We start from the raw sequence: 13,842 nt of genomic DNA, 5'->3' as shown, positions 1-13,842 counted from the left end.
ACGTTTAATAGCCTTGTACTCATGGGATTTTCGTTCAAATTGATTCATGATTTGAACATGCACACGACTCATAGCGCGGCTAAGATGTTGTACAATGTGAAAGTGATCAAGTACAATTTTTGCATTAGGAAAAAGCTGTTTAGCCAAGTCATAATAAGGGCTAAACATATCCATAGTAATGATTTTCACCTGACAACGAACGACTCTATCATATTTAAGAAAGTGATTTCGAATAATAGCTTGTGTTCTTCCCTCAAGAACAGTGATGATATTTAGATTGTCAAAATCTTGCTCAATAAAGCTCATCTTTCCCTTTGTAAAGGCGTATTCGTCCCAGGACATAATCTCAGGGAGGTAAGAAAAATCAGACTTAAAACGGAAGTCATTGAGCTTGCGAATGACAGTTGAAGTTGAAATAGCCAGCTGATGAGCAATATCGGTCATAGAAGACTTTTCAATCAATTTTTGCGCAATTTTTTGGTTGATAATACGAGGGATTTGATGATTCTTCTTGACGAGAGAGGTTTCGGCGACCATCATTTTCGAGCAATGATAGCACTTGAATCGACGCTTTCTAAGGAGAATTCTAGTAGCCATACCAGTTGTTTCGAGGTAAGGGATCTTAGACGGTTTTTGAAAGTCATATTTCTTCATTAGACTTCTGCAATCAGGACAAGGTGGAGCCTCATAATCCAGTTTAGCAATGATTTCTTTGTGGGTATCCCTATTGATGATATCTATAATTTGGATATTTGGGTCTTTGATATCGAGTAGTTTTATGATAAAATGTAATTGTTCCATTTGATTCTTTCTAATGAGTTGTTTTGTCGCTTTTCATTATAGATCTTATGGGACTTTTTTTCTACAACAAAATAGGCTCCATAATATCCATAGGGGATTTACCCACTACAAATATTATAGAGCCGTTATAATAAGGTATCTATAGTAGAATGAATCTATAATAGTACACCGTTGCTGCTAAAATATTTCTAGAAATTAATTTGCTTTTCTTAATCGATTTGTTCATATCTTATTTCAATATACTATATTATTCAGGGAGCTCCTCCTGTGTACTATTAGTAAAGTAAAAAGAGTAGAGGCTATCTTAATGTTACAACCTATTGTTCTGGTAGAGGCTCCACAATATCGTCGTTTTGATTCTAAAAATAGAAATGATATTCTACTTAAAATTAGAATTGGCAAGTTTGAACTAAGTTTTTTTAATCTCTCAATCTAGAAATGATCGAACAGCTTTTGGATAAGGTGTTACTCTATGACAATTCAGGATCAAAAATAGACAGTTGAGGAACAGAAGAGATAAATTAGAATTTAGCACTGTATAATGTACTCATAACTCAAAGTACCCTAAGATTTTTTACTAAAATGAGGATGATAAAAATAGACAGAAATCATTGTAAAGGCTATCAAAAAGGAGTATAATGAGTGCAAGACATTTCGGAGGTGAAAGATGCTAGAAGTAAGAAGTCTAGAGAAAAGTTTTGGACCCAAGCAAGTTTTGTTTGGTATTGACTTTCAAGCGCGACCAGGTCGTATTTTGGGACTAGTCGGAAAAAATGGTGCTGGAAAAACAACAATTTTCCACAGTATTTTGAAGTTTTTAGAATATCAAGGAGAAATTAGTCTTGATAATCAGGATATTCGTCAGGAAACCTACGCTCGGATTGGCTATCTGCCTGAAGAACGCAGTCTTATGCCTAAATTGACAGTCCTTGAACAAGTTCGTTATTTGGCGACTCTAAAAGGTATGGATGCCAAGGAGATCAAGGAAAAACTCCCTCAATGGATGAAGAGGTTGGAAGTGAAAGGGAAGCTGACAGATAAAATTAAGAGTCTGTCAAAAGGAAATCAGCAGAAGATTCAGCTCATTATTACTCTGATTCATGAACCAGACTTGATTATCTTGGATGAGCCTTTCAGTGGCTTGGACCCAGTCAATACAGAATTGCTCAAGCAAGTCATTTTTCAGGAAAAAGAGCGCGGAGCAACCATTATCTTTTCTGACCATGTCATGACCAATGTTGAGGAACTTTGTGACGATATTCTCATGATTCGAGATGGTCGTGTGGTCTTGCATGGACCGGTTCAGGATGTCCGCAATCAATACGGGAAAACGCGTCTCTTTGTGTCAAGTGAACGAAGTAAGGAAGAATTGGAAAACCTTCCTCATGTCAAGCAGGTGAGTTTGACCAAGCAAGGCAGTTGGAAATTAATCCTAGATGATGAGAGTGCTGGAAGAGAACTCTTCCCAATCTTGACTCAGGGGCAATATATCGCAACCTTTGACCAACAAGCGCCAACAATCGATGAAATCTTTAAACTAGAATCAGGGGTGGAAGTATGAGAAATATGTGGGTTGTAATCAAGGAAACCTATCTTCGACATGTCAAATCGTGGAGTTTCTTCTTTATGGTGATTTCGCCGTTCCTCTTTTTAGCCTTATCTGTAGGAATTGGCTATCTCCAAGGGTCTTCTATGGCCAAGAATAGTAAGATAGCAGTAGTAACAACTGTGCCATCTGTGGAAGAAGGGCTCAAGAGTACCAATGGTATCAACTTTGATTATAAGGATGAAGCCAGTGCCCAAGCTGCTATCAAAGATGAGAAAATCAAGGGTTACCTAACCATTGACCAAGAGGACAGCGTCCTCAAGGCCGTCTATCATGGTGAAACTTCTCTTGAAACAGGCATCAAGCTAGCAGTAACCAATAAGCTCAACGAACTGCAATACCAACTCAATCGCTCGGCGGCTAATTTGTCTCAAGAACAGGAAAAACGCCTGAGTCAAACCGTTGATTTTACTGAGAAGATTGATGAATCTAAGGAAAACAAAAAAATTGTTCAAACCATTGCGGCCGCAGGGCTTGGTTTCTTCCTTTATATGATTTTGATTACCTATGCTAGTGTCACTGCCCAGGAAGTGGCTAGCGAGAAAGGAACCAAAATTATGGAGGTGGTCTTCTCTAGTATCCGAGCTAGTCATTATTTCTACGCTCGCATGCTGGCTCTGCTTCTTGTGATTTTGACCCATATTGGCATTTACGTCGTGGGTGGACTTGCTGCCATTCTTCTCTTTAAAGACCTACCAATCTTGGCACAATCTGGTATTTTAAACCATATAGGAGAGGCTTTCTCGCTCAACACCTTATTGTTTGTCTTGGTTAGCCTCTTTATGTACGTTGTTTTAGCAGCCTTCCTAGGTTCTATGGTTTCTCGTCCTGAGGACTCAGGAAAAGCCTTGTCGCCTTTGATGATTTTGATTATAGGTGGTTTTTTTGGAGTTACAGCTCTAGGTGCAGCTGGTGACAATCTCATCTTGAAGATTGGTTCATATATTCCCTTTATTTCGACTTTCTTCATGCCGTTTAGAGCTATTAATGGTTATGCAAATGGGTTAGAAGCATGGATTTCGCTTGCTATTACGATTGCTTTTGCAGTAACAGCAACAATCTTTATCGGGCGTATGTATGCTAGTCTCGTTCTGCAAACAGATGATTTAGGTCCTTGGAAAACCTTTAAACGTGCCTTATCTTATAAATAGAAGAGCCTCGCGAAAGCGAGGTTTTTTAGAGATAAAAAGAGTGGAATTCAGAAAAATATTTTTCATATCTATTGACTTTTAGGGGTGAAATTTGGTATTATAGTAGGCGGTATTGTTTACCCCATTTGAAAGGCCCCGGAACCTTCCAAATACTTTTCGATGGGAAGGAACACCCATCACCGTAAACAAAAATCGAACTATATATAGGAGAAATCATGAACAAAACAACATTTATGGCTAAACCAGGCCAAGTTGAACGTAAATGGTACGTAGTTGACGCAACTGATGTACCACTTGGACGTCTTTCTGCAGTAGTTGCTAGCGTACTTCGCGGAAAAAACAAACCAACATTTACACCACACACTGATACAGGTGACTTTGTGATTGTTATCAATGCTGAAAAAGTTAAATTGACTGGTAAAAAAGCAACTGATAAAATCTACTACACTCACTCAAACCACCCAGGTGGATTGAAACAAATCTCTGCAGGTGAACTTCGTTCTAAAAATGCAGTACGTTTGATCGAGAAATCAGTTAAAGGTATGCTTCCACACAATACTCTTGGACGCGCTCAAGGTATGAAGTTGAAAGTATTTGTTGGAGCTGAGCACACTCACGCTGCACAACAACCAGAAGTTCTTGATATTTCAGGACTTATCTAAGGAAAGGAACAATAAAGTATGTCACAAGCACAATATGCAGGTACTGGACGTCGTAAAAACGCTGTTGCACGCGTTCGCCTTGTTCCAGGAACTGGTAAAATCACTGTTAACAAAAAAGATGTTGAAGAGTACATCCCACACGCTGACCTTCGTCTTGTAATCAACCAACCATTCGCAGTTACTTCAACTGCAGGTTCATACGACGTTTTCGTTAACGTTGTAGGTGGTGGATACGCTGGTCAATCAGGAGCTATCCGTCACGGTATCGCTCGTGCCCTTCTTCAAGTAGACCCAGACTTCCGCGATTCATTGAAACGCGCAGGACTTCTTACACGTGACTCACGTAAAGTTGAACGTAAGAAACCAGGTCTTAAGAAAGCTCGTAAAGCATCACAATTTAGTAAACGTTAATTCGAAAGAATTACTATACTTACAAAGAGCACCTTTCGGGGTGTTCTTTTTTGTACTTTCTTGATAAATTGGTGCAATTGACACAGTTGTTGCGACTTTAGTCGCTTACAAATGTGGCTGCAACCTGACGAGGTCAGTTGCCTCAAAACGTTAATCAATACGATTATATCAACGTTTCAAAGCACTTTGCAAAGATTTTGCAAAGTGCTTTTTTGTCGATTTTTGAGCTAGAATAGCTTTGTGATAACCTTCTGATAACCTCTTCAAAATTTTAAAAATCATAATTCTATTTTGCTTTATTGAGATAATCTGCAAATTTGTCAATAGAGTTTTTCTCACCAGTTTTTGTGGTGTGAGTATAGACATCTAATGTCATCTGACTGCTTGCATGACCGAGACGTTTTGATGTATTAGAAGGATCGATTCCAATTTCAGACATAAGTGTTGCATGTGTATGTCTAAACCCATGTGGGCTAATTGGTTTTAATTTATGCTTTTTAATAATTCGATTCAGTACGTTATTAATGTAATCAGCATGCAAAGGTTCAATTTTGTCATTGCTTGATATGTAAGAGAACATATATTCGTTACTGATATTTAGTTTTGTAAGAGGCAACTGAGATTGTTCTTTCAGATAGAAATTTTTCCATTGCTTAATAATATCGATTGTCTCATCATCAAGATAGATTGTGCGAACTGAAGATTCATTCTTTGTGCCCTTTTCAATTGCTTTACCGTCAATTCTTCCTAGACTTTTGTCTATGTTCAATAGTTTGCTATCAAAGTCAATATCAGCCCATTTTAAAGCGTATAACTCCCCTTTTCGAAGTCCACTAAATGCAAGAAGTCTAAAAAGAGCAAAATGTTTAAATGGCTCAGTTTCTTTCACTATATCAAGGAAATGATGTAATTCCTCCAGAGACCAAAAATTATCTGATCTAGTTTTTTTGATTTTAGGCATGATAACATTCTTCATTGGATTTCGATCAATGTAGTTCATATTGATTGCAAAATCAAAAATTTTTGAGGTATAGGATTTTATCTGTTTGATATTTTTGAAAGTCTGAGATTTTTGTGTAATAAAATTTTGACAGTCTAAAGGACTGATTTGATCAATAAATTTATCGCTAAATATTGGTAGAATATGTATTCGATAGATATTCTTTGTTTGGGAAGAAGTTGTTTCTTCAACGGTACCAACATAAGCCTTAAACCATTCTTGATAAAGTTCTTTATAAGTGACTTTGGGGTTAGGTTTGTCGGTATTTACTGTGGGGGCGACGACACCAGCTTCTAAACGAGCCTCGTACAATTTTGCCTCTTTTTTGGTTTTGAATCCTCTCTTTAAGTGCCTTTTTTTCTTTCCATAAGCATCTAAGCCAATGTAAAAGCTGACATAGTAAAGGATTCCTTTTTTTGTTTTGTATTTGTGTATAGACATTTTTTCTCCGTATCTAAGTTTTCGGAGCTTATGTAATTGAGAAATGAGTGTCTATCTATTTTTTCTATCTTCTTGGCGAATAGCGTATTCGTCTGTTTTAATCCAGCTCTGCCAAACTTTAGAATCTTTATTTAGGTGATTCATATAGTCTATAAATTCAGACATAAAACGTTTGTTTTTCTCAGCTAGGTATTCTGAGAATATATGACGAAATTCATCTGAAAAACTATCATCAAGTGGTAGTGTTAATGCCCTTTCGCCAAATTCGATACTTTTCTTTAACTTCTCCATATCGCTTTTAAAAGGTGTCACAGAACCAATTTTAGATGTTTTGAAACTATCTGTAACAATTTTAAGATTTGATGGAGCGTGTGGGTTGCTATCAAGTCCCATAATGTAAGCGACGGAAACATTAAAGTATTTTGCCAATTTTTCAGCATTATCTTTTTTAGGTTTGCGGATTCCTTGATTGTATCCAGAAAGTGTAGGATAGGCTATATTTGTAGCTTCGCTAATTTCTGTCAATTTTTTTCCGCTATTTTCTATCAGTTTAGTAATATGATTCGTCATAAGAACCTCCTTTTTATCATTATAACACATTTTATTCTTTTTGAATAAAAAAAGCTTGACAAAAATTCAAAAAGGATATATAATTCAAAATGAATAACAAATTAAATGGTTTCGGAGCTTATTTAATTTAGAAATGAGGTGTTAATTTATGTCGGAAACTACTTTAGTTGTCCAGCTTCCTAAAGAATTAGAGAAGCAATTACGTGCTCACTATGATGAGATGATTTCAAATGCTGTAGCAAGAGTATTTGAAGATAAAGAACTTTATAAACCCATGGTTCGTATGTCAGGTTTGTCTAGGTGGTTAGATGTATCTACGACAACAATCCAAAAATGGACGAAAGAAGGAATGCCAACCATGGTGATTGATGGAGTGACTTTATACGATAAAAGAGCAGTAACACGATGGTTGAAGCAATATGAAAGATAGGTACTAGTATGAATGGTGTTCAGTGGATCAAGATAACAACAGATATATTTGATGATGAAAAAATTCAGCTAATAGAATCAATGCCAGAAGGAGATACTCTTATTGTAATATGGTTCAAAATTCTGGTACTTGCAGGAAAGCAAAATAATAGTGGCATACTGAGTCTAGGAAACAAGGTATATTACACAGAAGAGATGCTTTCAACAGTGTTTAGACGAAAAGCGACATCTGTAAAATTAGCTCTTAGCATGTTTGAAGAATTTGGCATGATAGAAATCATAGATGGCGCTATTACCATTCCAAAATGGGAGAAACATCAGAATATAGATGGCCTAGAAAAGATTAGGAAACAAACTAGGGAACGTGTTGCTCGTCATAGACAAAAACAGAAAGCACTAATTACAGGCGAGCCACAACTTGTTTTAGACTGTAACGTTACAGTAACGGATGAAAATGAGAATGTAACGCAAGAGATTAAGAACAAGAGTAAGAATAAGAAAGAGATTGAGAATATACTGGATAATAGTTCTAGAAAGCCTGAAACTTATATTCTGCCTAAATATTATTCTTTGTTAGAATCCATTTCTTATAAGTACAATGATAGATTTTTGTATCCTAACAATTACACTTTAACACATGCTCAGAAGATGAAGATAGGAGAGTATTTAGCTAGTGGATATGTAACTAGTGATGAAGTTATTAGCATGATTGAACGGATTCCTGAGGATGCGACTTCTCCGTTAGCGTATTTATTTAAGTCTATGGAGAATTTAAAGCAGGAACGTATGCTGGAGTGCAAAGCTATTGCCCATGAAAATGCCCGAAAGAAGTATATGATAAATGAGTAGATATAGGACTGTTCTAAAGAAATGTTATATCACTGAAGAGCAGAATGAAATAGTGAATAACTTGATTGAAATGACAAACCATCTAAATTTTTCCTCTTATGCTAGGAAAATGTTGTTTAAGAGTTCGCCTATTTATCTTCAATTTGATTTTGAATCTTATCATGACTTTATATTTCAAGTTAGAAGAATTATCAATAACTTACGTCAGTTAGAAAGAATAGCGGAACAAAGTGAAGATTTCGATAATGTAAGGATATTTCACTGCTGTGTTGAGCTGATGATAGGATATGAAAAGAAGACAAGCAAACAAGTGAAAGAACTTGTGAAACGACTAAATAAGAAAACGAGGTGATAAGATTATGAGAATAAAATCGGTGTTGAAACAGGTATTTTTGACAGAAGAAGAAAATAAAAAATTAAATGATTGTATGAGGAAGGAAAATATTCATAATTTTTCTGAGTTTGCTAGAAAAAAATTAATCCGAACAGATTTGAACATTCACAAAGTCTCTTTTGAAGCGTTAGTTCCTTTGACAGAAGAGTTGGAACAGGTAGGAAAGAATATCAATTCTATAGCCCGTCTTGCAACTGTAGTTGGGAGAATAAGCTATGAAAACAAAATGGATATGTCTATTTTGATGCAAAAAATAGTTGATGTGATGGAGGAAAAAGATGTTTATTTTCAAAAGTAATATGGATAAGGATTTTGATCAGATATGCGAATACATATTGAAATTAAAGCGAGCAGAATTATTTCTTCATGGGATTAAACAACAAGATAAAACGAAGGCTCGTTTGTATCATGCGATGCTGGAATACTACGATGCTAACCATAAAAAAGAAAGACATATGAGAATTTTAAAATAAGGAAACGCTGTTAAAAATTCGCAGCGTTTTTTATATATCTTCTTAAAATATTTGTACACACAAATGACAGTCAAATTGATTTTTTGGATTATTTTATCGAAGGGGAGAAATTTCTCATATTATGACTTTGCGAGCTCAGAGTCTGTATACACACACTCCCAAAATCACCCCCAAAATTTGTATACACATAGTGTATGTACTTTTGAGGTGATTAGAATTTTGGGGAATCCCCAAACCCCTGATGGAATTATACGAGATAGGAAAAGAAAGTGGTATAATAAACATACGATAGTAACTGTAATATGTTCTGTTCAAATAAATGAATTATATCTAAATTTTAATTTTGAAAAGAAGGGAATAAAATGACTTTTGATAATTTAGTACATCAGATTAATGAACTTGCTGAAACACAGAGAGATCGAGGGACATATTTTGAATATTTGGCTCGTGCCTATTTTCAAAATGAACCAACATACCAGAATGAGTTTAAGAATGTATGGATGCTAGCAGATGTTCCAGAGGAATTTGGAATACCTAAAGTTGATCTTGGAGTAGACTTAGTTGCTGAAAAATTTACTGGTGAATTAGTAGCGATTCAGGCAAAATTCTATAATCATAGTATTCAAAAATCTAATATTGATTCTTTTTTAGGGGAACTTGGAAAAGATTATTACGAATCAGGTATTATTGTTGCTTCAACAGATAAATGGGGCAAGAATGCTGAAAAAGCTTTAGCAGATCGTAGCGATGTTATTCGTATTGGGCTTTCAGATTTAAGAAATTCTCAGATTGATTGGTCAAAATTTTCTTTTGAATCACCAGAAGTAGTAGCTGTAAAAGCTAAAAAGAAGTTAAGATATTATCAAGAAAGTGCAATTCAGTCTGCATTGAATCATTTTACAGAAAATGATCGTGGACAACTTATAATGGCGCCTGGAACGGGTAAGACTTTTACGAGTTTAAAAATTGCTGAAGCAATGGCAAGAGATGCCTCTAAGGAACAATATACTATTCTTTATCTAGTACCTAGTATTCAACTACTTACGCAAACCTTGAGAGGGTGGAACAATGATACAGAAATGACAATGTCTTCTATGGCAGTTACTAGTGATAGAAATGCTAGTCGTGGCAGTGTCAAGCAAGATGAGTCCAATCTAACAATTAAAGCTAGTGATATTGGTTATCCAGCAACAACCTCGTCAAAAAAAGTTGTTGAAAACTACTTAGAATTAATGACAAGACCCAAAAAAGAACTGTTAGTGGTTTTTGGAACTTATCAGTCAATAGATGTTCTTGGTGAAGCACAAAAAGAGGGTTTTCCAGAGTTTGATTTAATTATCGCAGATGAGGCACACCGTACCACTGGTGCAAAAGCTTTTGGAGATGAAGCATCATCGTTTACGAAGGTACATAGTGATCTAAATGTTAAGGGGATAAAACGTCTTTATCAAACAGCAACACCAAAATTATATGGAATTGAGGCTAAGAAAAAAGCAGAAGAAAATTCAAGCGTTATTTCTAGTATGGATGATGAAAATCTATATGGTAGTGTATTCTATCGTTTAGGTTTTGGAGATGCTATTAGTCAAGATATCCTAACTGATTATAAATTAATGGTTTTGGCTGTTGACGAAACAGTGGTTCAGAAAGATATGCAAAAAGCTCTTGCTGATTCAGAGAATGGTCTGAATATTGATGATGTGGGGCGTATCATTGGTGTTTGGAATGGAATGATTAAACGAGAAAGTTTTGCAGATAAAGTTTCTGGCGAACCAATGCGAAGAGCTATAGCCTTTTCTCGGACTATTGAAGATAGTAAAAGGCTATCAACTCAGTTTGAAAATGTTGTTAATGAATACCTTAATAGTGATGAAGGCTACTCCGTAAATGTTCGTCACGTAGATGGCAGTATGAACGCCCTTGAAAAAAATGAAGCATTAGATTGGTTAGCTAGTGATGATATTCCTGAAGATTCAGCTCGTATTTTGTCAAATGTTCGCTTCCTAACAGAAGGAATTGATGTTCCTAATCTTGATGCTATTATCTTCCTGTCTCCTCGAAAATCACAGGTAGATATTGTTCAGGCTGTCGGACGAATCATCCGTAAATTTGAAGGAAAAGAATATGGCTACATTATCCTACCAATTGTAGTTCCAGCAGGTGAGACACCAGAAACAATTCTCGATAACAATAAAACATACGATGTTATTTGGCAGGTGTTAAACGCACTACGTTCAGTAGATGAACGTTTTGAAGCTACAGTTAATAAATTGGAATTAAACAAACAAAAACCCAAAAATATCCAAGTTATTGGGGTTGGTGGTGCACCAGACGATCCTAATTTCAATGATAGTTATGTGAAAGAGCCAATAGTTGCTTATCAAACAGAACTTGAACTTGAATGGGAAACTGTCGAGGGTGCAATTTATGGTAAGATTGTTCAAAAAGTGGGGGACAGGCGTTACTTAGAAGACTGGTCAAAAGATGTAGCTGATATTGCTAGACGTCACATTCAAGGAATTGAGTTCATCTTAGAACAAAATCCTGATAGTAAATCTGCTTTTGATAAATTCCTTCATAGCTTACAACACAATATCAATGAATCAATTGACCAAAGTCAAGCGATTGAGATGTTGGCGCAACACTTAATTACTTTACCAATTTTTGATGCTCTCTTTGGAGAATACAGTTTTGTTAAGAACAATCCAGTAAGTTCTACCATGGAACAAATTGTAGAGGAACTATCACAATTTGGTTTTGAAAAAGAGCAGAAAGAATTGCAACCATTTTATGATTCAGTTCGTCTACGTGCAGAGGGAATTGATAACGCTCAAGCTAAGCAGAAAATCATTATTACTCTGTATGATAAATTCTTTTCTACTGGCTTTAAATCAACCACAGAAAGATTAGGTATTGTCTTTACTCCTGTAGAAGTTGTAGATTTTATTGTCAAATCGGTCGATGTAGTTTTGAGAAAGCATTTTGGTAAGACTTTAGCGAGTGAAAATGTTCATATTTTGGATCCATTTACTGGAACTGGAACATTTATCACTAGAACATTGCATTACTTGAAGTCATTGATGGATAGTGGTGAAATTACCTTTGATGATATTCTAAGAAAATATACACAAGAATTGCATGCGAATGAGATTGTTCTTTTAAGCTATTACATTGCTGCCATTAATATTGAAGCTGTATTTGATGAAATCAATGGTGATGAACCGTATGCACCTTTTGAGGGAATTGTCTTAACAGATACCTTTGAATCAACAGAAATAGAAGATACGCTTGATGACACCTTCTTTGGCACTAATGACAAACGTTTAAAACGCCAGCAAGAAAAACCAATTACTGCCATCATTGGTAATCCACCTTATTCATTTGGACAAAAAGATGGAAATGATGATAATCAAAACATAAGCTATCCAAAACTGGAACAGACGATTCTATCTTCTTATGTGGAAAGAAGTAAAGCAGGTATGGTAGGTGGGATGTATGACACCTATGTGAAAGCATTAAGATGGGCGACTAATCGACTAGAACAAGATGGTGTAGTTGCATTTGTTACAAACGGAAGTTTTATTGACTCTCAAAGTGCTGATGGACTAAGAGCAAGTCTTTATGATGAATTTAATCATCTTTACATTTTTAATTTGAGAGGAAATGCGCTAGGACAAGGTGATATTCGTAAAAAAGAGGGTGGCAATGTCTTTGGTGGTGGTACTAGAACTACAGTTGCGGTGTCCATACTTGTTAAGAACAATTCTAGTAGTCATGAACTTCATTACCATGATATTGGTGATTATTTGACTCAAAAAGAGAAACTAGCCCTTATTTCAGACTTTGAGGATATTTCACAATTGAATTGGCAAAAAATTATACCGGATGAAAATAATGATTGGATAAATAGGCGCGATTCTAATTATCTGAAATACGCACCAATATCTGGTCAAAACAATTCTCCATTTATTCTCAGTACAATTGGTGTAAATAGCGATAGAGATACTTGGGTAATTGGTTTTTCTAAAGAAAAAATCTTGTCAAATTCAAAAAAACTTATTGATAAATATAACGAGGAAGTGAAAATCAATAGGGGTAAGAATAACAAACCAATGAACTTTAATCCTATGGAAACTAATTGGTCAAGAAAATTACTGCGACTATATTCGAATGGAGAGTTCCTAGAATTTAATCCAACTAGAATCACCCAAGAATTATATAGACCTTTTACTAAAAAATGGTTAATGTATGATAGAAATATTGTTGAAAATCCTGGAAAATTCTACTCAAAATGGGGAGAATCTAATTTAGCAATTTATATTACAGGAGGAGGTACTCAAAAGCCATTCTCTGTATTAGTAAGTAATATAATTCTTGACAAGCAGACTCTGGGTAATGGTAAAGGCTTAATGAGATTCGATAATGAAGTAGATGAGACTTTACTTTTCCAAAGCAATGATAATATGAATCAAACGTTTGCTGATAAGTTAGGATTAAGTCTTGATGAAACATTTGCTTATGTATATGGATTACTAAATTCTAGGGAATACCAGGAAAAGTATGCTAATGATTTGAAGAAAGACTTAGCTCGAATTCCTATTGTTAAGAATAAAGAAAAGTATGTTGAAGTTGGTCAGAAATTGATGGAATTACATCTCAACTATGAAGAAGTTCCTGTTTATGAAGATGTGGAGATTACACCATTCGTTAATCCAAATTACAAAGTAACCAAGATGAGATTCGCTAAAAAGCGTGATGAAAATGGTAAATCGGTGAATGATTTATCGGTAATCATATTTAACAGTGACATCACCATTAGTAATATTCCTGAAAAGGCATATAAGTATGTTGTGAATGGACGATCAGCTATTGAATGGATAATAGATCAGTATCAAGTTAAAACTGATAGAAAATCTGGAATTACAGATGATCCAAATGATTATAGTGATGATGAAAAGTATATCTTCAATTTGCTATTGAGAATTATCAATGTATCTGTACAAACAGTTGATTTAATTAATAGTTTACCTAAATTTGAGGTGGAGGACTAAGAAC

The 13,842-nt window shown here is 35.3% G+C and carries 12 protein-coding genes and 1 pseudogene; 10 read left to right on the top strand and 3 right to left on the bottom strand.

What is annotated here, in order from left to right; all coding sequences use genetic code 11:
- On the bottom strand, positions 1-801 hold an 801-nt coding region (locus tag D8845_RS09360; RefSeq protein WP_125453244.1), incomplete at its 3' end, for an ISL3 family transposase.
- A 307-nt stretch (positions 802-1,108) separates the two neighbouring features.
- On the opposite strand from D8845_RS09360, the pseudogene D8845_RS09355 reads away from it, so the two are divergent.
- The 5 genes and pseudogenes from D8845_RS09355 to rpsI all read left to right on the top strand — a co-directional run bounded on the left by D8845_RS09355 (position 1,109) and on the right by rpsI (position 4,631).
- A pseudogene (locus tag D8845_RS09355) lies at positions 1,109-1,305 on the top strand (hypothetical protein).
- Between the two features lie 163 nt (positions 1,306-1,468).
- Positions 1,469-2,362 carry an ABC transporter ATP-binding protein gene (locus tag D8845_RS09350; protein WP_125453243.1) on the top strand — a complete coding sequence of 298 codons (894 nt, stop codon included), beginning with the start codon at positions 1,469-1,471 and terminating at the stop codon, positions 2,360-2,362.
- Positions 2,359-3,558 (top strand): ABC transporter permease, encoded by a 1,200-nt coding sequence (locus D8845_RS09345; RefSeq protein ID WP_125453242.1) that lies wholly within the window; start codon positions 2,359-2,361, stop codon positions 3,556-3,558. Before D8845_RS09350 ends, D8845_RS09345 begins: the two co-directional genes overlap by 4 nt.
- Positions 3,559-3,773: 215 nt before the next feature.
- The gene (gene rplM / locus D8845_RS09340; protein ID WP_001044624.1) at positions 3,774-4,220 is read left to right on the top strand and encodes a 50S ribosomal protein L13; all 447 of its coding nucleotides are present in this window, start codon (positions 3,774-3,776) and stop codon (positions 4,218-4,220) included.
- A gap of 18 nt (positions 4,221-4,238) precedes the next feature.
- Positions 4,239-4,631: a 30S ribosomal protein S9 gene (gene rpsI, locus D8845_RS09335; protein ID WP_000075964.1), complete on the top strand. Its 393-nt coding sequence runs from the start codon at positions 4,239-4,241 to the stop codon at positions 4,629-4,631.
- Between the two features lie 286 nt (positions 4,632-4,917).
- Here the strand turns inward: rpsI and D8845_RS09330 are convergent, their stop codons facing one another.
- Both D8845_RS09330 and D8845_RS09325 read right to left on the bottom strand, forming a co-directional pair.
- Positions 4,918-6,072: a site-specific integrase gene (locus D8845_RS09330; protein ID WP_125453241.1), complete on the bottom strand. Its 1,155-nt coding sequence runs from the start codon at positions 6,070-6,072 to the stop codon at positions 4,918-4,920.
- A 51-nt stretch (positions 6,073-6,123) separates the two neighbouring features.
- Entirely contained in the window at positions 6,124-6,642 is a 519-nt protein-coding gene (locus tag D8845_RS09325) for a helix-turn-helix domain-containing protein (protein WP_125453240.1), read from the bottom strand.
- A gap of 148 nt (positions 6,643-6,790) precedes the next feature.
- Between D8845_RS09325 and D8845_RS09320 the strand changes: the two genes are divergently transcribed.
- The 5 genes from D8845_RS09320 to D8845_RS09295 all read left to right on the top strand — a co-directional run bounded on the left by D8845_RS09320 (position 6,791) and on the right by D8845_RS09295 (position 13,838).
- Complete coding sequence (locus D8845_RS09320; RefSeq protein ID WP_000005472.1) at positions 6,791-7,072, top strand: hypothetical protein; 282 nt, start codon at positions 6,791-6,793, stop codon at positions 7,070-7,072.
- Between the two features lie 8 nt (positions 7,073-7,080).
- A complete protein-coding gene (locus D8845_RS09315) occupies positions 7,081-7,920 on the top strand; it encodes a phage replisome organizer N-terminal domain-containing protein (protein WP_049531917.1) in 840 nt (279 codons plus the stop codon).
- A gap of 359 nt (positions 7,921-8,279) precedes the next feature.
- Positions 8,280-8,612: a hypothetical protein gene (locus D8845_RS09305; RefSeq protein WP_049531919.1), complete on the top strand. Its 333-nt coding sequence runs from the start codon at positions 8,280-8,282 to the stop codon at positions 8,610-8,612.
- Complete coding sequence (locus D8845_RS09300) at positions 8,593-8,787, top strand: hypothetical protein (RefSeq protein WP_000469564.1); 195 nt, start codon at positions 8,593-8,595, stop codon at positions 8,785-8,787. The genes D8845_RS09305 and D8845_RS09300 overlap by 20 nt, the downstream gene beginning before the upstream one ends.
- 362 nt (positions 8,788-9,149) lie before the next feature.
- Complete coding sequence (locus D8845_RS09295; protein ID WP_125453239.1) at positions 9,150-13,838, top strand: DEAD/DEAH box helicase; 4,689 nt, start codon at positions 9,150-9,152, stop codon at positions 13,836-13,838.
- The last annotated feature ends 4 nt before the right edge of the window (positions 13,839-13,842 follow it).

It is taken from the genome of Streptococcus mitis, assembly GCF_003942865.1.
GTDB lineage: Bacteria > Bacillota > Bacilli > Lactobacillales > Streptococcaceae > Streptococcus > Streptococcus mitis_BI.
Note: the sequence above shows the minus strand (reverse complement) of the source record. Positions and strands in the feature narration are given on the sequence as shown.

What these genes read in the sequence shown, in the direction of transcription:
- D8845_RS09325 (WP_125453240.1), bottom strand. Translation starts at nt 6,642, where the DNA reads ATGACGAATCATATTACTAAACTGATAGAAAATAGCGGAAAAAAATTG.
- D8845_RS09305 (WP_049531919.1), top strand. Translation starts at nt 8,280, where the DNA reads ATGAGAATAAAATCGGTGTTGAAACAGGTATTTTTGACAGAAGAAGAA.
- rpsI (WP_000075964.1), top strand. Translation starts at nt 4,239, where the DNA reads ATGTCACAAGCACAATATGCAGGTACTGGACGTCGTAAAAACGCTGTT.
- rplM (WP_001044624.1), top strand. Translation starts at nt 3,774, where the DNA reads ATGAACAAAACAACATTTATGGCTAAACCAGGCCAAGTTGAACGTAAA.
- D8845_RS09350 (WP_125453243.1), top strand. Translation starts at nt 1,469, where the DNA reads ATGCTAGAAGTAAGAAGTCTAGAGAAAAGTTTTGGACCCAAGCAAGTT.
- D8845_RS09295 (WP_125453239.1), top strand. Translation starts at nt 9,150, where the DNA reads ATGACTTTTGATAATTTAGTACATCAGATTAATGAACTTGCTGAAACA.
- D8845_RS09300 (WP_000469564.1), top strand. Translation starts at nt 8,593, where the DNA reads ATGTTTATTTTCAAAAGTAATATGGATAAGGATTTTGATCAGATATGC.
- D8845_RS09330 (WP_125453241.1), bottom strand. Translation starts at nt 6,072, where the DNA reads ATGTCTATACACAAATACAAAACAAAAAAAGGAATCCTTTACTATGTC.
- D8845_RS09345 (WP_125453242.1), top strand. Translation starts at nt 2,359, where the DNA reads ATGAGAAATATGTGGGTTGTAATCAAGGAAACCTATCTTCGACATGTC.
- D8845_RS09315 (WP_049531917.1), top strand. Translation starts at nt 7,081, where the DNA reads ATGAATGGTGTTCAGTGGATCAAGATAACAACAGATATATTTGATGAT.
- D8845_RS09320 (WP_000005472.1), top strand. Translation starts at nt 6,791, where the DNA reads ATGTCGGAAACTACTTTAGTTGTCCAGCTTCCTAAAGAATTAGAGAAG.